This is a genomic window from Rhizobacter sp. Root1238 (assembly GCF_001425825.1).
In the GTDB taxonomy this organism is placed as follows: Bacteria; Pseudomonadota; Gammaproteobacteria; order Burkholderiales; family Burkholderiaceae_C; genus Rhizobacter.
In genome coordinates this window covers 231,699-247,844 of the sequence record NZ_LMDM01000034.1, presented here as the reverse complement: position 1 = coordinate 247,844, position 16,146 = coordinate 231,699, and the positions used below count along the sequence as shown (strand labels likewise).

19 protein-coding genes are annotated in these 16,146 nt (G+C 69.4%); 10 read left to right on the top strand and 9 right to left on the bottom strand.

Going from position 1 to position 16,146, the window contains the following annotated elements; translation table 11 throughout:
• Window positions 1-9: 9 nt before the first annotated feature.
• From ASC98_RS22480 to ASC98_RS22455, 6 genes are all read right to left on the bottom strand, one after another.
• Window positions 10-984, bottom strand: a complete 975-nt coding sequence (locus ASC98_RS22480; RefSeq protein WP_056816011.1) for a tripartite tricarboxylate transporter substrate binding protein — start codon at window positions 982-984, stop codon at window positions 10-12.
• Window positions 985-1,027: 43 nt separating this feature from the next.
• A complete protein-coding gene (locus ASC98_RS22475) occupies window positions 1,028-2,311 on the bottom strand; it encodes a TRAP transporter large permease (protein WP_056816006.1) in 1,284 nt (427 codons plus the stop codon).
• Window positions 2,302-2,790 (bottom strand): TRAP transporter small permease, encoded by a 489-nt coding sequence (locus tag ASC98_RS22470; RefSeq protein ID WP_056816004.1) that lies wholly within the window; start codon window positions 2,788-2,790, stop codon window positions 2,302-2,304. The genes ASC98_RS22475 and ASC98_RS22470 overlap by 10 nt, the downstream gene beginning before the upstream one ends.
• A gap of 75 nt (window positions 2,791-2,865) precedes the next feature.
• On the bottom strand, window positions 2,866-3,834 hold the full coding sequence (locus tag ASC98_RS22465) for a TRAP transporter substrate-binding protein (protein ID WP_056816002.1): 969 nt from the start codon (window positions 3,832-3,834) through the stop codon (window positions 2,866-2,868).
• Window positions 3,835-3,880: 46 nt separating this feature from the next.
• On the bottom strand, window positions 3,881-4,777 hold the full coding sequence (locus ASC98_RS22460) for an SMP-30/gluconolactonase/LRE family protein (RefSeq protein ID WP_235581351.1): 897 nt from the start codon (window positions 4,775-4,777) through the stop codon (window positions 3,881-3,883).
• On the bottom strand, window positions 4,774-5,601 hold the full coding sequence (locus ASC98_RS22455; RefSeq protein WP_056815998.1) for an NAD(P)-dependent oxidoreductase: 828 nt from the start codon (window positions 5,599-5,601) through the stop codon (window positions 4,774-4,776). The genes ASC98_RS22460 and ASC98_RS22455 overlap by 4 nt, the downstream gene beginning before the upstream one ends.
• 295 nt (window positions 5,602-5,896) lie before the next feature.
• Between ASC98_RS22455 and ASC98_RS22450 the strand changes: the two genes are divergently transcribed.
• The 3 genes from ASC98_RS22450 (at window position 5,897) to ASC98_RS22440 (ending at window position 9,096) form a co-directional block, all read left to right on the top strand.
• Window positions 5,897-6,646: a FadR/GntR family transcriptional regulator gene (locus ASC98_RS22450; RefSeq protein WP_157598009.1), complete on the top strand. Its 750-nt coding sequence runs from the start codon at window positions 5,897-5,899 to the stop codon at window positions 6,644-6,646.
• Window positions 6,647-6,738: 92 nt separating this feature from the next.
• Window positions 6,739-7,650, top strand: coding sequence for a 5-dehydro-4-deoxyglucarate dehydratase (kdgD, locus tag ASC98_RS22445; RefSeq protein WP_056820476.1), 912 nt, complete (start codon window positions 6,739-6,741; stop codon window positions 7,648-7,650).
• Between the two features lie 9 nt (window positions 7,651-7,659).
• Window positions 7,660-9,096, top strand: a complete 1,437-nt coding sequence (locus ASC98_RS22440; RefSeq protein ID WP_056815994.1) for an aldehyde dehydrogenase family protein — start codon at window positions 7,660-7,662, stop codon at window positions 9,094-9,096.
• A gap of 24 nt (window positions 9,097-9,120) precedes the next feature.
• On the opposite strand, the gene gpmA is transcribed toward ASC98_RS22440, so the two are convergent.
• Window positions 9,121-9,867, bottom strand: coding sequence for a 2,3-diphosphoglycerate-dependent phosphoglycerate mutase (gene gpmA / locus ASC98_RS22435; RefSeq protein ID WP_056815991.1), 747 nt, complete (start codon window positions 9,865-9,867; stop codon window positions 9,121-9,123).
• 98 nt (window positions 9,868-9,965) lie between these two features.
• On the opposite strand from gpmA, the gene ASC98_RS22430 reads away from it, so the two are divergent.
• The 5 genes from ASC98_RS22430 (at window position 9,966) to ASC98_RS22410 (ending at window position 13,284) form a co-directional block, all read left to right on the top strand.
• Window positions 9,966-10,376 (top strand): rhodanese-like domain-containing protein, encoded by a 411-nt coding sequence (locus ASC98_RS22430; protein ID WP_056815988.1) that lies wholly within the window; start codon window positions 9,966-9,968, stop codon window positions 10,374-10,376.
• A gap of 43 nt (window positions 10,377-10,419) precedes the next feature.
• A complete protein-coding gene (gene grxC, locus ASC98_RS22425; protein ID WP_056815985.1) occupies window positions 10,420-10,686 on the top strand; it encodes a glutaredoxin 3 in 267 nt (88 codons plus the stop codon).
• A gap of 130 nt (window positions 10,687-10,816) precedes the next feature.
• Window positions 10,817-11,281, top strand: coding sequence for a protein-export chaperone SecB (gene secB, locus ASC98_RS22420; protein ID WP_056815982.1), 465 nt, complete (start codon window positions 10,817-10,819; stop codon window positions 11,279-11,281).
• A gap of 31 nt (window positions 11,282-11,312) precedes the next feature.
• Entirely contained in the window at window positions 11,313-12,299 is a 987-nt protein-coding gene (locus ASC98_RS22415; protein WP_056815979.1) for an NAD(P)H-dependent glycerol-3-phosphate dehydrogenase, read from the top strand.
• A gap of 10 nt (window positions 12,300-12,309) precedes the next feature.
• Window positions 12,310-13,284: a tripartite tricarboxylate transporter substrate binding protein gene (locus tag ASC98_RS22410; protein WP_056816072.1), complete on the top strand. Its 975-nt coding sequence runs from the start codon at window positions 12,310-12,312 to the stop codon at window positions 13,282-13,284.
• 6 nt (window positions 13,285-13,290) lie between these two features.
• Here the strand turns inward: ASC98_RS22410 and trmL are convergent, their stop codons facing one another.
• Entirely contained in the window at window positions 13,291-13,761 is a 471-nt protein-coding gene (gene trmL / locus ASC98_RS22405; protein ID WP_056815976.1) for a tRNA (uridine(34)/cytosine(34)/5-carboxymethylaminomethyluridine(34)-2'-O)-methyltransferase TrmL, read from the bottom strand.
• Window positions 13,762-13,772: 11 nt separating this feature from the next.
• Complete coding sequence (locus ASC98_RS22400) at window positions 13,773-14,465, bottom strand: ComF family protein (RefSeq protein WP_056816069.1); 693 nt, start codon at window positions 14,463-14,465, stop codon at window positions 13,773-13,775.
• A gap of 49 nt (window positions 14,466-14,514) precedes the next feature.
• Between ASC98_RS22400 and ASC98_RS22395 the strand changes: the two genes are divergently transcribed.
• A complete protein-coding gene (locus ASC98_RS22395) occupies window positions 14,515-15,429 on the top strand; it encodes a class I SAM-dependent methyltransferase (RefSeq protein WP_082541988.1) in 915 nt (304 codons plus the stop codon).
• A gap of 141 nt (window positions 15,430-15,570) precedes the next feature.
• A complete protein-coding gene (locus ASC98_RS22390; RefSeq protein ID WP_082541989.1) occupies window positions 15,571-16,134 on the top strand; it encodes a DUF2244 domain-containing protein in 564 nt (187 codons plus the stop codon).
• Window positions 16,135-16,146: the final 12 nt, after the last annotated feature.

The window sequence follows — 16,146 nt, the reverse complement described above, 5'->3', positions numbered from 1 at the left end:
TGCGTGCCCTCAAGGCTTGACGTTGCCGTCCTTGACGATCTTCGCCCACTTCACCAGCTCGCTGCGGCCGAACACGGCAAACTGCTCCGGCGTGTTCGGCGTGTACTGCAGGCCCAGCGTCTCCATCTTCGCCTTCACCTCCGGCATTGCGATGATCTTCGCGACCTCGGCGTTCAGGCGCTTGACGATCGCCGGCGGCGTGCCGGCCGGCGCATAGAAGGCCTGCCAGCTGGCGACGTCGAAGCCGGGAACGCCGGCTTCCTGCAGTGTCGGCACGTCGGGGAGCGCGATGCTGCGCTTGGCCGAGGTCACCGCCAATGCGCGCACCTTGCCGCTCTGCACGAACGGCAGGGCCACCGTCACCGTCTCGAAGCTCATCGGGATCTGGTTGCCGATCACGTCCTGGATCGCCGGCGCGCTGCCCTTGTACGGCACGTGCGTCAGCTCGGCACCGGTCAGCAGCTTGAAGGTCTCGCCCGACATGTGCTGCGAGCTGCCCTGTCCGGACGAGGCGAACGCGATGTCGCCGGGCTTGGCCTTGGCCGCGGCGATCAGCTCCTTCACGGTCTTGTACGGTTGCTCGGTCGCGACCAGCAGCACGTTCGAGATGCTGCCCAGCAGGATGATCGGCGCGAAGTCCTTGGCCGCGTCGTACGGCATCTTCGGTTGCAGCACCGGGTTGATCGCATGGCTCGCGATGGTGCCGAGCAGGATGGTGTAGCCGTCGGCCGGCGACTTGGCCACCGAGTCGGCGCCGATCACGCCGCCGGCACCGGCCTTGTTCTCGACCAGCACCGTCTGCTTCAGCTCGACCTGCAGCTTGTCGGCCAGCAGGCGCGCGAGGATGTCGGAGGTGCCGCCCGCGGCGAACGGCACGACGATGCGCACCGGCTTGTCGGGCCAGGCCGGCGCGGCCTGCGCGCCGAAGGTGGTGGCGGCAACGGAAGCGGCGGCCAGCGCGAGAAGGGTTCGACGAACGATCATGGTGTGTCTCCTGGAGTCTTGGAACGAAAGCCTGTGTCGTCGATCAGCGCAGCACCACGCCCGGCAGCCACAGCGAGAACGCCGGCACGTAGGTGACCAGCATCAGCGCGGCGATCAGCGCGCCGTAGAACGGCCAGATCGTCTTCATCACGGTGCCGACCGAGACGCCGCCGATCGCGCAGCCGACGAACTGCGTCGTGCCCACCGGCGGCGTGTTCAGCCCGAGCGCGCAGTTGATCAGCATCACCATGCCGAACTGGATCTCGCTCATGCCGTAGTGCTGGCAGATCGGCAGGAAGATCGGCGTGCACACCAGGATGGTGGCGGCCATGTCGAGGAAGGTGCCGAGCAGGAACAGGATGATGTTGACCAGCAGGAAGATCACCCACGGGCTGGACGTCACCGCCGACAGTGCCTGGCCTGTCAGCGTGGGCACCTCGTACAGGCTGATGATGTAGCCGAAGGCCGCCGAGATGCCGATCAGCAGCAGCACGACGCCGGTGGTCTTCACCGCCTTCGCGGCCGCCTTCAGGAACTGCTCCCACTTCAGCGAGCGGTACACCACCACGCTGAGGATCAGCGCGTACAGCACCGCCACCGCCGCCGACTCGGTCGCGGTGAACACGCCCGACAGGATCCCGCCGAGGATCAGCACGACGACGAACAGCCCCGGCAGCGACGCCGCGAAGGTGCGCGCGACGATGCTCCAGCCCGGGAAGGTGCCGGCCGGGTAGCCGCGCTTCACCGCCACCAGGTAGGCCGCGGCCAGGTTGCACAGCGTCAGCACCAGCGCCGGGATCAGGCCGGCGAGGATCAGCTTCGCGATCGACACCTTGCCGCCGGCCGCCAGCGTGTAGATGATCATGTTGTGGCTGGTCGGCATCAGCGCGCCGACCAGCGCCGCATGGGTCGTCACGTTGACCGCGTAGTCGGCGTGGTAGCCCTGCTTCTTCATCATCGGGATCATCACGGCGCCCATCGCCGAGACGTCGGCCACCGGCGAGCCGGAGACGCCACCGAACAGCGTGCACGCGACCACGTTCGACATGCCCAGGCCGCCGCGGATGTGCCCGACCGCCGCGTTCGCGAAGTTGACGATCTTGTCGGCGATGCCGCCGTACAGCATCAGCTCGCCGGCGAAGATGAAGAACGGGATCGCGAGGAACGAGAACACGTTCATGCCCGAGGTCATCTGCTGGAAGATGACCGCCATCGGCAGGCCTTCGTACAGGATGGTCGCGAGCGCCGACAAGCCGATCGAGAACGCCACCGGGACGCCGAGGATCAGCAGCCCGAAGAACGTGATGCAGAGAATGGTCAGTGCCATGCCGGTTCAACCTCAATGCCACGCAGCAGGGCCACGATGTGTTCGATGGAAAAAAGAATGATCAGCAGGCCGGCCGCGATGAAGGGCACGTAGCGCCAGGATTCGGAGATGCCGAGCGTCGGGATCTTGTAGTCGCCCACCGAGTCGAACATCAGCGCGCAGTTCCACGCCATCAGCGCGCCGAACAGCATTGTCAGCAGGTGGATCAGGATCTCGGTCGGCAGCTTCGCCTTCTCGGGCAGCAGGAAGCCGAGCAGCTCCATGCCGATGTGGCCGGCGTCGCGCACGCCGACGGCGCAGCCGAGCATCGTCACGTAGAGCACCAGCACCAGCGCCAGGCTCTCGGCCCAGGTGGGCGTGCTGTTGAGCACGTAGCGGCCGAACACCTGGTAGAGCACGGCGGCGAGCAGCAGCACCAGGCCGGCCACGCCGAGCCGCAGGCAGGCCTTCGCGACGGCTGCGCAGAATTTCGTGTACATCGGGATTCCTTCACCGCGGCGGCCCGTGCCGCCGCGGTGGGTCAGTGAAGGACGATCGTCGGACCGTCCGCGGAATTACTTCGTGTCCTGGATGCGCTTGACCAGGTCCCGCAGCTTCGGGTCGGCCAGGAACTTGTCGTAGACCGGCTTCATCGCGGCCTGGAACGAGGCCTTGTCCACGTCGATGATCTGCGCGCCGGCGGCCTTCACGGTGGCCAGCGACTTCTCTTCGCGCTCGTCCCACAGCTTGCGCATGAACGGCACCGATTCCTTCGCGGCCTGGCGGATCGCCTTCTGGTCGTCCGGGCTCAGCGTGTCGAAGACGCGCTTCGAGAACAGCAGCACCTCGGGCGCCATCGAGTGCTCGGTCTTCGAGTAGTACTTGGCCACCTCGAAGTGGCGCGAGCTCTCGTACGACGGGTAGTTGTTCTCGGCACCGTCGACCAGGCCGGTCTTCAGCGCGGTGTAGACCTCGCCGAAGGGCATCGGCGTGGCGTTCGCGCCCATCGCCTCGAGCAACGCGACCCACAGGTCGGACTGCTGCACGCGCACCTTCAGGCCCTTCGCGTCGGCCAGCGTCTTGATCGGCTTCTTCACCGTGTACATCGAGCGCGCGCCGCTGTCGTAGTAGGCCAGGCCGATGAAGCCCTGCGCTTCGCAGCTCTTCAGGATCTCTTCGCCGATCGGGCCGTCGAGCACCGCGCGCATGTGTTCCTTCGAGCGGAACAGGAAGGGCATCGTCGGCACCACGGTGGCCGGGCAGATGTTGTTCATCGGCGCGATGTTCACGCGCGTCATCGGGATCGCACCGATCTTGGTCTGCTCGATCGTGTCCTTCTCGGCACCCAGCGAGCCGTTGTTGAACACCTTGATGCTGTGCTTGCCGTTGGTCAGCTTCGACAGCGTCTGGCCCATCTGCTTGACGGCCAGCACGGTCGGGTAGTCGTCGGGGTGGATGTCGGTCGAGCGGAACTCGGTGGCGTGCGCCGTGCCGAGGGCGGCCAGTGCCAGCGCGGCGGCCAGCGTGCGGATCGTGTGGGTCATGGTCTTGTCTCCGGGTGGATGGGCTAACGAGTCTTCTGGAATCAGGTCAGAAAGCGAAGGCGGCTTCGGGCAGGCCGGTCACGCCGGGCTCGGTGACGAACACCGAGCCGTCGGGGGCGTCGTCGGCCGCGCTCGGCAGCCGGATCGAGGTGATGAACAGGTGGCGCAGCTGCGGGCCGCCGAACGCGCACATCGACGGCTTGGGCACCGGCACCGGGATCGAGCGGTCGAGCCGGCCGTCGGGCGTGAAGCGGTGCACCAGGCCGGCGTCGTTGGCGCAGATCCAGTAGCCGCCGTCGGCATCGACCGCGGCACCGTCGGGACGGCCCGGGTGGCGGTTCATGTCGACGAATTCGCGGCGCTGCGTCGGCGTGCCGTCGGCGTCGAGGTCGAAGGCCCAGATGCGGCGCACGCTCGGGTGCGAGTCCGACAGGTACATCACCTCGCCGCGCGGGCTGAACGCCAGGCCGTTGCCGGTGATCAGGCCGGACACCAGCGGCGCCGACAGGCCGCGGCCGTCGAGCCGGAACAGCGCGCCGAACGGCGACGCGAGCGACATGTCGCGCACCATCGTGCTGGACCAGAAGCGGCCCTGGCGGTCGCAGCGGCCGTCGTTGAAGCGCATGCCGTCGCGCGGGTGCGCGATGTCGCACAGGCGTGTCGCGGTCAGGCCGGAGGCCGACAGCCGCAGCTGGAACACGCCGCTCTCCATCGCCGCCACCAGCCCGCCCTGCGCATGCAGCGCGAGGCAGGCGACGCGCTCTGCGCAGGCCCAGCTCTCGACGCGGCGCGTGGCCCAGTCGAAGCGGCGCACCTGCCGGCCTTCGATGTCGACCCAGTACAGCGCCTGCTCGGCTACCGACCACAGCGGGCTTTCGCCGACCTGGTCGCGCGACGCGTCGAGCTTGTCCATGTGCAGCGTCGAGCTCACGGGTGCCGTCATTCGAACGGGCCGGTGCGCACGAAGGCCCCGCCCTGGTACAGCACGGCCGGGTCGTTGTAGTCGAGCGGCGCCTGGCGCTCCTCGACCGCGGCACGGAACGGCTCGGAGCTGTCCTGCGGCACGTAGCCGAGGTGCTTCGCCTTGGTGTTGTCCCACCACTGCGTGCGGTTGTTCGACATGCCGTAGACCACGCTGTAGCCGACCAGCGGCGCCGTCAGGCACGACACCACCAGCCGCTCCAGGTCGTCGAAGCTCATCCAGGTGGCCAGCATGCGGCGGTCTTTCGGTTCGGCGAACGACGAGCCGATGCGCAGGCAGGCGGTCTCGATGCCGTAGCGGTCGAAGTAGAAGCGCGCGAGGTTCTCGCCGAACGCCTTGCTGACGCCGTACAGGCCGTCGGGCCGCGGCGCGGCGTCGGTGCCGAGCACGTCGTCCTGCCGGTAGAAGCCGGTCACGTGGTTCGAACTCGCGAACAGCACGCGCCTGACGCCGTGCTTGCGAGCCGCTTCGTACAGGTTGTAGGTGCCGACGATGTTGGCCTGCAGGATCGGATCGAATGCCGCCTCGACCGACACGCCGCCCAGGTGCACGACGGCATCGACGCCTTCCAGCAGGCCATGCACCGCGGCGCCGTCCTGCAGCGCGACCTGGCTCAGTTCCTCGCCGTCCGCGGCCGTGCCGAGGTCGGCGAGGTCGGACAGGCGCAGCACGTCGCAATACGCCTTCAGGCGCGGTCGCAGCACGCGGCCGAGGCCGCCGGCAGCGCCGGTCAGCAGCAGGCGCTTGAAGCGCAGGGAGGTGGTCGAGGTCGGCGGGGTCGTCATCGGCAAAGGTTCTTTCACGGCCGACCGCGGGTCCGCGCTGTCGGCAACAGGTACGTCATCAGTTGTCGTACAACATGGTGAATGATTCGCGACGGCAGGGGGCTTGTCAAGCTGGCGGAATGAGGGTAATCCCGGGGCCGGCCTGCGCGTTCGCAACGGCAAACGGTGTCGTCGAACACGTACATTGTTGTACGACGACGAGCGGTCGTTGTCGACCCGCGGAAGCCCGCTTGCCGCGCCGACCGCCTGTCGTACAGTCGAAAGCCCTTTCAACGACCTTGCCATGAGCCGCCCGATGCACGTCCCGCCAACTCCTGCTGCGACCGACCTGCCGCGCCGCCGGCCGCGCAGCCTGGCCATCGGCCTGGTCGAGACGCTGAGCGCGCGCATCCGCGACAACGTGATGCGGTCGGGCGACAAGCTGCCGACCGAGGCCGCGATCATGGACGAGTTCGGCGTCAGCCGGACCGTGGTGCGCGAGGCGCTGTCGAAGCTGCAGGCCGGCGGACTGGTCGAGACGCGGCATGGCGTGGGCACCTTCGTCGTCGGCAGTGGCGGCACGCAGAACTTCCGCATCGATCCGGAGCAGATCGCCACCGCCCGCGAGGTGATCGCGGTGCTCGACCTGCGCATCGGGCTCGAGGCCGAGGCGGCGGGGCTCGCGGCGGTGCGCCGCACCGATGCCAACATCGAGGTGATGCGCGGCGCGCTGGCCGCGTTCTCGTCGGCCATCGAGCACGACGGCGACGCGATCGCCCCCGACTTCCAGCTCCACATGGAGATCGCCCGGGCCACGCAGAACGTGCACTTCGTCGAGCTGATGACCTACCTGGGCACGATGATCATCCCGCGCGCCCGGCTCAACACCGCGAAGGTGGCCGGCGAGGGCCGGCGCGAATACCTGCACCGGGTGAACGTCGAGCACGAAAGCATCGTCAACGCGATCGCCGGGCGCGACCCGGAGGCGGCCCGCGCCGCGATGCGCACGCACCTGGCCAACAGCCGCGAGCGCCTGCGCCGGGCCGACGGCGGCACCTCGCCCTAGGCGCATTGCGGTCGGCCCTCTTGAATCTGCGCGACCCATGTTGTACGATGACTGACAACTGATCCAACGCCAGCACTTCATTGGAGACGCGCATGTCACCCCAGGAACTCAAAACCACCATTTCGTCCGGCCTGCTGTCCTTCCCGGTGACGGACTTCGATGCGCAGGGCAACTTCCAGCCGTCGACCTATGCGAAGCGGCTCGAATGGCTGGCGCCGTATGGCGCCACCGCGCTGTTCGCGGCCGGCGGCACCGGCGAGTTCTTCTCGCTGGTCAGCGAGGAATACAGCCAGGTCATCAAGGTCGCGGTCGACACCTGCAAGCACAGCGTGCCCATCATTGCCGGCGTCGGCGGCCCGACCCGCCAGGCGATCGCGATGGCGAAAGAGGCCGAGCGCCTGGGCGCCAAGGGCCTGCTGCTGCTGCCGCACTACCTGACCGAAGCCGGCCAGCAGGGGCTGGTGGCGCACGTCGAGGCGGTGTGCAAGTCGGTGAAGATCGGCGTGATCGTCTACAACCGCGCGGTCTGCAAGCTCAGCGCGGCCAGCCTGCAGCAGCTGGCCGACCGCTGCCCGAACCTGGTCGGCTTCAAGGACGGCGTCGGTGAGATCGAGGCAATGGTGACGGTGCGCCAGAAGCTGGGCGACCGCTTCGCGTACCTCGGCGGCCTGCCGACCGCCGAGGTCTATGCCGCGGCCTACAAGGCGCTGGGCGTGCCGGTGTACTCGTCGGCGGTGTTCAATTTCGTGCCGAAGACCGCGATGGATTTCTACCGTGCGGTCGCGGCCGACGACCGGGCGACACAGAGCCGCCTGATCGACGACTTCTTCCTGCCGTACCTCGACATCCGCAACCGCCAGGCGGGCTATGCGGTCAGCATCATCAAGGCCGGCGCGACGCTGGTCGGCCACCCGGCCGGCCCGGTGCGCCCGCCGCTGACGGACCTGACGGGTGAAGAAGTCGAGATGCTGGCCGCGCTGATCAAGCGCCTCGGCCCGCAGTAAGGGACTGACATGTCTGAACACCTGAATTACATCAACGGCGCGTGGGTCGCCGGTTCGCGCTTCGTGCCGAACATCAACCCGTCGGACCTCGCCGACACCGTCGGCCAGTTCGCGAGCGCGACGGCCGCGCAGGTCGACGAGGCGGTGCAGGCCGCCCGCGCCGCGGCGCCGGCCTGGGGCGTCTTCAGCGTGCAGGCCCGGGCCGATGCGCTCGACCGCATCGGCAGCGAGATCCTCGCGCGCCGCGAAGAACTCGGCATGCTGCTCGCCCGCGAGGAAGGCAAGACGAAGCCTGAAGGCATCGGCGAAGTCATGCGCGCCGGCAACATCTTCAAGTTCTTCGCCGGCGAATGCCTGCGCACGCCGGGCGAGCTGCTGCCGTCGGTGCGGCCGAACATCGGCGTCGAGATCACGCGCGAGCCGGTCGGCGTGGTCGGCATCATCAGCCCGTGGAACTTCCCGATCGCGATCCCCGCCTGGAAGATCGCGCCGGCCCTCGCCTACGGCAACTGCGTGGTGTTCAAGCCAGCCGACCTGGTGCCGGGCTCGGCCTGGGCGCTGGCCGAGATCATCTCGCGTGCCGGCCTGCCGGCCGGCGTGTTCAACCTGGTGATGGGCGCGGGCCGCGAGGTCGGGCAGGCCATCGTCGACCATCCCGGCATCGATGCGATCAGCTTCACCGGTTCGCAGGGCGTGGGCAAGCAGGTCGCGCAGGCCGCGGTCGCGCGCGGCGCGAAGGTGCAGCTGGAGATGGGCGGCAAGAACCCGCAGCTCGTGCTCGACGACGCCGACCTGAAGCAGGCGGTGGAGCTGTGCGCGCAGAGCTCGTTCTTCTCGACCGGCCAACGCTGCACCGCGTCGAGCCGCCTGATCGTCACCGCCGGTATCCACGACCGTTTCGTCGATGCGCTGGCCGAACGCATGCGCGGCCTGAAGGTCGGCCATGCGCTGGGCGCCGGCATCGACATCGGCCCGGTGGTCTCGAAGGCGCAGCTCGAGCAGGACGAGCGCTACATCGAACTCGGCCAGGCCGAAGGCGCGCGCCTGCTGGCGGGCGGCCAGCGCGTGAAGGCCGAGACCGACGGCTTCTTCCTGGCGCCGGCACTGTTCGTCGACTCGACGCCGCGCATGACGATCAACCGCGAGGAGATCTTCGGCCCGGTGGCGTCGGTGATCCGCGTGAAGGACTACGACGAAGCGCTGGCCGTCTGCAACGACACGCCGTTCGGCCTGTCGGCCGGCATCGCGACCGGCTCGCTGAAGTACGCGACGCACTTCAAGCGCCACGCGCAGGTCGGCATGGTGATGGTCAACCTGCCGACCGCCGGCGTCGACTACCACGTGCCGTTCGGCGGCCGCAAGGGGTCGAGCTACGGCCCGCGCGAGCAGGGCAGCTACGCCCGTGAGTTCTACACCGTCGTGAAGACGGCCTACACCGGCGTCTGAGGTGGCCGGTCACCCGGCGCGAACTCAGGCCTTCTTGCCCTGGTTCGCGACGGCAGCTGCAGCGGCCGCCGCGGCCTCGGCATCACCCAGGTAGTAGCTCTTGATCGGCTTCAGGTTCGCGTCGAGTTCGTAGACCAGCGGGATGCCGTTCGGGATGTTGACGCCGACGATGTCGGCATCGGCGATGTCGTCGAGGTACTTCACCAGCGCGCGGATGCTGTTGCCGTGCGCGGCGATCACGATGCGCTTGCCCGCCTTGATGGCCGGCGCGACGCTGTCGTTCCAGAACGGCAGCACGCGCGCGACGGTGTCCTTCAGGCATTCGGTCAGCGGAACGTCTTCGGGCCGCAGCTTCGCGTAGCGGATGTCCTGGCGCTGGCCGCGCGGGTCGGCGGCGTCGAGCGCCGGCGGCGGCGTGTCGTAGCTGCGGCGCCAGATCAGCACCTGCTCGTCACCGTACTGCTTGGCCATGTCGGCCTTGTTGAGCCCCTGCAGCGAACCGTAGTGGCGCTCGTTCAGGCGCCAGCTGTGCACCACCGGCAACCAGGTGCGGTCCATCTGGTCGAGCGTGTGCCACAGCGTCCAGACCGCACGCTTCAGCACCGAGGTGTAGGCGATGTCGAAGTCGTAGCCTTCGGCCTTCAGCAGCCGGCCGGCCTGCTTGGCCTGCTCGACGCCGGTCGGTGTCAGGTCGACGTCGGTCCAGCCGGTGAAGCGGTTTTCCAGGTTCCAGGTCGATTCGCCGTGGCGGATCAGCACGAGTTTGTACATGGCAGGCAGTGGTTGTGGGGCGGGCGGGGCGCGGCCCCGGGGAGGCAGACCGCCGAATTCTATAATTCGCGTCTGCTTCCAACCCTTGGGCCTCGCCTGTGAAATTCCTTCTCGACAACTGGTATCTGTTCGCGGTGGCCCTGGTGTCCGGCGGTCTGCTGCTGTGGCCCACGCTGCGGCGCGGCGCGCAAGGCGGGGCGCTGTCCACCGCCGATGCGGTGCACCTGATCAACCGCGAGAAGGGCGTGCTGATCGACGTCAGCGAGCCGGCCGAGTTCGCCGCGGGCCACCCCGCCGGCGCGAAGAACGTGCCGCTGGCACAGATCGAGACCTCGAACGCACTGCCCAAGAACAAGGCCTTGCCTCTGGTGGTGGTGTGCGCGAGCGGCGCACGCGCCACGCGCGCGATCGGTATCCTTCGCAAGGCAGGCTACGAGAACGCTCGCGCACTGGCCGGTGGCCTGAAGGCGTGGCGCGAGGCAAGCCTGCCGGTCGAGAAGTCGGCCTGAGGTTTCCAGGGCCGTCGTCCAGGCCCGTCGTTGGAGCGAAGCGATGCAAGCCGTGAAGATGTACACCTCGATGGTGTGCCCCTATTGCCACCGCGCGAAGCAGCTGTTGAAGTCGCGCGGCGTCGACCAGATCGACGAAGTGCGCGTCGACCTGCAGCCGGGCTTGCGCGACGAGATGATCGAGCGCACCGGTCGCCGCACCGTGCCGCAGATCTTCATCGGCGACACGCATGTCGGCGGCTGCGACGACCTGATCGCGCTCGACCAGCGCGGCGGCCTGACGCCCCTGCTGTCGGCGGCCGCCGCCTGACGCGCCCCACGGCCTCTCGCACACGAGGCGTTTCAATTCGCCCCCGGCGCCTCGGACATAATCCGCGCCGCAGCCCGCACGATCGCTTGCGGGCTTTTGTCCATCCGAATTCGTCACCCGCGAGAGCACCATGTCCGACGACACCCAGACCCCCGTGTTCCAGATCCAGCGCCTGTACCTGAAGGACATGTCGCTCGAGCAGCCGAACTCGCCGCAGATCCTGCTGGAGCAGACCCAGCCCCAGGTCGACATCAACCTCGGCCTGGCCGCCGAGCCGGTCGCCGAGGGCGTCTACGAAGTGAGCGTCACCGCCACCGTCACGACCAAGGTCGCCGACAAGACGCTGTTCCTGGTCGAGGCCAAGCAGGCCGGCATCTTCGAGATCCGCAACATCCCGGAGGACCAGCTGCAGCCGATCATCGGCATCGCCTGCCCGCAGATCATCTACCCGTACCTGCGCGCCGTCATCTCCGACATCTGCACGCGCGCCGGCTTCCCGCCGGTGCTGCTGGCCGAGGTGAACTTCCAGGCGATGTTCGAGGCACAGCAACAGCAGCAGGCCGCGAACGGCGCTGCGACGCCGTCGATCAACTGATTCGTCCGACCCGAGCGACGCAGGGGCCGCGGTGAAGCTCACCGTTCTTGGAGCCGGCGCATGGGGCACGGCGGTTGCCGTGAGCACCTCGGCACGCCATGACACCCGCCTGTGGGTGCGCGATCCGCAGCAGTGCGAGCGCCTGCAGACGCGCGGCGAGAACCTGCGCTACCTGCCGGGTATCGCGCTGCCGCCGTCGCTGGTGGTGTCGTCCGATTTCGACAGCTGCGTCGAGCATGCGCGCGGCGGGCTGATCATTGTCGCGACGCCGATGGCCGGCCTGGCCGAGGTGTTGCGCCGCCTGCCGGCCGACGCGAGCGGCGTGCTGTGGCTGTGCAAGGGCTTCCAGGACGGCACCGGCTGGCTCGGGCACGAGGTCGCGCGCGGGGTGCGCCCGAACGACCGCCGCGTCGGCGTGCTGTCGGGCCCGAGCTTCGCGCTCGAGGCCGCGCTCGGCCGGCCGACTGCGCTGGTCGCCGCGAGCGCCGATGCCGAGCTCTGCGAGCAGGCCGTTGCCGCGCTGCACGGCGAGAGCCTGCGCATCTACACCTCGAGCGACGTGGTCGGCGTCGAAGTCGGGGGCGCGGTGAAGAACGTGATGGCGATCGCCGCCGGCATCGCCGACGGCATGGAGCTCGGCCTCAATGCGCGGGCCGCGCTGATCACGCGCGGGCTGGCCGAGATCACGCGGCTGGGCGTTGCGCTCGGTGCGCGGCCCGACACCTTCATGGGCCTGTCCGGCCTCGGCGACCTGGTGCTCACGACCACCGGCGACCTGTCGCGCAACCGCAAGGTCGGACTGCTGCTGGCCGAAGGCCTGCCGCTGTCGAAGATCCTGGTCGAGCTCGGCCACGTGGCCGAAGGCGTGGCCTGCGCCGCGACCGTGCTGCGCCGCGCGCGGGCGCGCTCGGTCGACATGCCGATCACCGAAGCGGTGGTCCGCGTGCTCGAAGGCCGCGACACGCCCGAACAATCGATGCGCCTCCTGATGATGCGCGATGCGCGTCCCGAAAGCTGACCTGATGAGCCTGCCGAAACGTCGCGATGTCCTGTTGGCCGGCATGGCCGCCGCGCTGTGGGGCGCTCTGCCCGCACATGCCCAGGCCTGGCCCGCCCGCCCGATCCGCCTGGTCGTGCCGTTCCCGCCCGGCAGCTCGCCGGACATCATCGCCCGGCTGGTCGCCGAGCCGCTCGCACAGGCGCTCGGCCAGCCGATCGTCGTCGACAACAAGCCCGGCGCCGGCGGCAACCTCGGCACCGGCCTGGTCGCGAAGGCAGAGCCCGACGGCTACACCTTCCTGTTCACGATCCAGGGGCCGCTGGTGACCGCGCCGCTGCTGTCGAAATCGCTCGGCTACGACCCGCTGAAAGACCTGGTGCCGGTGACGCTGGTCGCGACCTCGCCGAACGTGCTGGTGGTCGACCCGAAGCTCGGCGTCGACACGCTGGCCGACTTCGTGCGCGTCGCGAAGCAGAAGAAGGGCCAGCTGAACTACGGCAGCGTCGGCAACGGCAGCGCGGCGCACCTGGCGATGGAATCGTTCAAGGCGCGCGCCGGCCTCGACATCGTGCACGTGCCTTATCAAGGCTTCCCGCAGGTGGTCAACGCGATCCTGGCCGGCCAGGTGCAGGCCGGCTTCATGGTGCCGGGCATCGCGATCGGCCAGGTGAAGGCCGGCAAGCTGAAGGCGCTGGGCGTCACGACGCTCGGCCGTTTCGGCGCATTGCCCGACTTGCCGACCCTGGTCGAGCAGGGCTACGCGGGTTTCGAGGCGATCTCGTGGCAGGCGGTGCTCGCGCCGGCCCGCACGCCGCAGGCCGTGGTCGACCGGGTGTCGGCCGAGCTGGTGCGCATCATCAAGACCGATGACGTGCGCGGCAAGATCCTCGGCCAGTACTTCAGCGCGGCGGGCACGGCGCCCGAGGCGCTGGCGGGCCTGATGAAGACCGAGCGCGAACGCTGGGGCAAGGTCATCAAGGCCGCCGGCGTGCAGCCGGAATAGGGCGGTCTACGCGCCGTCGGCGTAGCCGTTCTGGCGCCACGCCTCGAACACCGCGACCGCGACCGCATTGCTGAGGTTCAGGCTGCGCTGCCCGGCGCGCAGCGGCAGGCGCACGCGCTGGTGCGCGGGAAACGTCTCGCGCAGGTCGGCCGGCAGCCCGGCCGTCTCCGACCCGAACACCAGCCAGTCGCCGGCCCGCCATGCCACCTCGGCGAACGGCTGGCTGCCGCGCGTCGTGAACGCGAACAGGCGTGTCGGGTCCGGCTGCATGGCGTCGACGAAGGCCTGCCAGTCGGCATGCCGCCGCACCGGCGCGAACTCGTGGTAGTCGAGCCCGGCACGCCGCAACAGCCGGTCTTCCATCGAGAAGCCGAGCGGCTCGATCAGGTGCAGGGAACAGCCGGTGTTGGCCGCGAGCCGGATCACGTTGCCGGTGTTCGGCGGGATCTCCGGGTGGACGAGGACGATGTTGAACATGGGCGCGATTGTCAGTCGGCGGTCGATGGACGCGGCGTGCGCGCGACGACCCAGGCTTCGACGCGCGCCACGCCGGCCTGCTTCAGCACCCGCGCCAGCTCGGCCAGCGTCGCGCCGCTGGTCATCACGTCGTCGACCAGCGCGACGTGCCGGCCGGCCAGCTCGCCGCGCCGCAGCGGCTCGACCGCGAACGCACCGCGCACGTTGGCCGCGCGCCGCTCGGGCGGCAGCTCGAGCTGGTGCGCGGTGGCGCGCAGCCGCAGCAGCAGGCCCGCATCGGCGCGCGCCGGGCCGCCGGCGGCGAGCCGCCGTGCCAGTTCCCAGGCCTGGTTGAAGCCGCGCTCGCGCAGGCGTTCGACGGCAAGCGGCACCGGCAGCAGCAGCTGCGGCCACGGTGCGGCATCGCGCTGCCGTGCCGCATGCAGGCGCGCGGCCAGCGCATCGGCCAGGTCGAGCGCGCCGTTGAACTTGAAGCGGGCGACCAGCCCGGACCACGGGTGCGCATAGCCGGTGCCGGCAAAGGCGGCGTCGAACGGCGGCGGTGCCAGCACGCAGGCGCCGCAGGTCGCGACGCCTGCCGGCACCTCCAGCGCGCAGCGGTTGCAGCGTGGCACGGGGACGGCGAAGCGCTGCACGCAACCCCGGCACACGCGGGCCGCGGCGCCGGTCTCCCAGCCTTGGCACACCGCGCACAGCGAGGGCATGTGGCGGAGCAGGCGCGAGAAGATCACCAGCTCAATATACTGCCCGCCGATGAGCGATTCCCCTTCGGCCGACACCTCGCGACGCTTCGATCGCGCGGTCGTCGTGCGGGCGCTGCGCCGGCTGGCCGGCGCGCCGCAGGCGCCGTGGCTGCACGGCGAGATCGCGCGGCGCATGGCCGAGCGCCTGGCCATCGTGCGCAAGCAGCCGGATGCGATCGCCGACTGGTGGAGCTTCGGCGGTGCCGGCGCCGAGCACCTGGCGCGCGCCTACCCGCAGGCGCGGCGCATCGCGGTCGAGCCGACGCCGGCGCTGCGCGAGCGCAGCGCGGCGCTCGCGAAGTCGCCATGGTGGTCGCCGAAGCGCTGGAGCGGCGCGCCGGTGACGGTCGTCGCTGCCGACCAGGTCGAGCCCGGCAGCGTGCAGCTGGTGTGGGCCAACATGATGCTGCAGGCAGTGTTCGACCCGCCGGTGGTGCTCGGCCAGTGGCAGCGCGCGCTGGCGGTCGACGGCTTCGCGATGTTCTCGTGCTTCGGCCCGGACACGCTGAAAGAGCTGCGCGCGTTGTATCGCCGCCTCGACTGGCCGGTGCCGGCCGCCGATTTCGTCGACATGCACGACCTGGGCGACATGCTGGTGCAGGCCGGTTTCGCCGATCCGGTGATGGACCAGGAGCTGATCACGCTGACCTGGGCCGACCCGCAGGCGCTGCTGGCCGAGTTGCGCGGGCTGGGCGGCAATGCCGCGCCGGAGCGCTTCGCCGGGCTGCGCACGCCGCGCTGGCGCGCGCGCCTGCTGGCCGCGCTGCAGGGCCTGGCCGGGCCGGACGGCCGCATCTCGATGAGCTTCGAAGTGGCCTACGGGCATGCGTTCAAGGCGCCGCCGCGGGTGCCGATGGCGGCCGAGACGACGGTGTCGCTGGACGACATGCGTGCGCTGGTGCGCGCGCGCCAGGGTTCAAGCTGAGGGCCTCGGGATGGCCGCCTGCGCTAAACTCGCGGGCTTGAAAAATGCGGTTTCGTCCGGGGTGCGCGGCCAGGGGTGCGGCAGCGGGTCGGGGAAGCCGTCGAAGAATAGATCTCTGGAGGCAACTGGAGAACGCGCAGTATGTCCACAAGCTCGTCGGCGGCGTGGCAGCCCTCGGCACCCCGGGCAGAGTTTCGCTTCGGTCACGAATCCCGCGGGGAGGGTGGCCCGGCAGGCTGGTCGATCGACTGGCTGCTCAAGCGCAACTGCTCGATGGCGCCCAGGCAGCTGCTCGCGTTCTACCTGTCGTTGTGCATCCTGTCGTTGGGCATTGCCACGATGTTCTGGTTCCAGGGCGCACGAATGATCATGACCTTCGCCTGGATCGAGTTGTTCGCCGTCGGTCTCGCGCTGTGGGTGGTCGCGCGCCACGCGACCGACAGCGAGAGCATCGTGCTGCGCAACGACCGGCTGACGGTGGAAGTCGCGAACGGGCAGCAGGTCGAGCGGGTGGAGTTCCAGCCCGCGTGGGTGCGGGTGGAACCGGCCCATGGCGACCAGTCGCTGATCGAGTTGTCGGGCCAGGGGCGTCGGATTGCGGTGGGGCGCTTCGTGCGGCCCGAGTTGCGCAGCCAGCTGGCGCAAGAGTTGCGCCATGCGCTGCGGCGCTGGCAACAAGGGGCGGCGCGGCCGTCTCCGGTGTGATTTTGGGAAAAC

What these genes read in the sequence shown, in the direction of transcription:
- kdgD (WP_056820476.1), top strand. Translation starts at nt 6,739, where the DNA reads ATGTCACCCCAGGAACTCAAAACCACCATTTCGTCCGGCCTGCTGTCC.
- ASC98_RS22450 (WP_157598009.1), top strand. Translation starts at nt 5,897, where the DNA reads ATGCACGTCCCGCCAACTCCTGCTGCGACCGACCTGCCGCGCCGCCGG.
- ASC98_RS22465 (WP_056816002.1), bottom strand. Translation starts at nt 3,834, where the DNA reads ATGACCCACACGATCCGCACGCTGGCCGCCGCGCTGGCACTGGCCGCC.
- trmL (WP_056815976.1), bottom strand. Translation starts at nt 13,761, where the DNA reads ATGTTCAACATCGTCCTCGTCCACCCGGAGATCCCGCCGAACACCGGC.
- ASC98_RS22455 (WP_056815998.1), bottom strand. Translation starts at nt 5,601, where the DNA reads ATGACGACCCCGCCGACCTCGACCACCTCCCTGCGCTTCAAGCGCCTG.
- ASC98_RS22470 (WP_056816004.1), bottom strand. Translation starts at nt 2,790, where the DNA reads ATGTACACGAAATTCTGCGCAGCCGTCGCGAAGGCCTGCCTGCGGCTC.
- ASC98_RS22390 (WP_082541989.1), top strand. Translation starts at nt 15,571, where the DNA reads ATGTCCACAAGCTCGTCGGCGGCGTGGCAGCCCTCGGCACCCCGGGCA.
- ASC98_RS22480 (WP_056816011.1), bottom strand. Translation starts at nt 984, where the DNA reads ATGATCGTTCGTCGAACCCTTCTCGCGCTGGCCGCCGCTTCCGTTGCC.
- ASC98_RS22395 (WP_082541988.1), top strand. Translation starts at nt 14,515, where the DNA reads ATGAGCGATTCCCCTTCGGCCGACACCTCGCGACGCTTCGATCGCGCG.
- ASC98_RS22440 (WP_056815994.1), top strand. Translation starts at nt 7,660, where the DNA reads ATGTCTGAACACCTGAATTACATCAACGGCGCGTGGGTCGCCGGTTCG.
- secB (WP_056815982.1), top strand. Translation starts at nt 10,817, where the DNA reads ATGTCCGACGACACCCAGACCCCCGTGTTCCAGATCCAGCGCCTGTAC.
- grxC (WP_056815985.1), top strand. Translation starts at nt 10,420, where the DNA reads ATGCAAGCCGTGAAGATGTACACCTCGATGGTGTGCCCCTATTGCCAC.
- gpmA (WP_056815991.1), bottom strand. Translation starts at nt 9,867, where the DNA reads ATGTACAAACTCGTGCTGATCCGCCACGGCGAATCGACCTGGAACCTG.
- ASC98_RS22400 (WP_056816069.1), bottom strand. Translation starts at nt 14,465, where the DNA reads ATGCCCTCGCTGTGCGCGGTGTGCCAAGGCTGGGAGACCGGCGCCGCG.
- ASC98_RS22475 (WP_056816006.1), bottom strand. Translation starts at nt 2,311, where the DNA reads ATGGCACTGACCATTCTCTGCATCACGTTCTTCGGGCTGCTGATCCTC.
- ASC98_RS22460 (WP_235581351.1), bottom strand. Translation starts at nt 4,777, where the DNA reads ATGACGGCACCCGTGAGCTCGACGCTGCACATGGACAAGCTCGACGCG.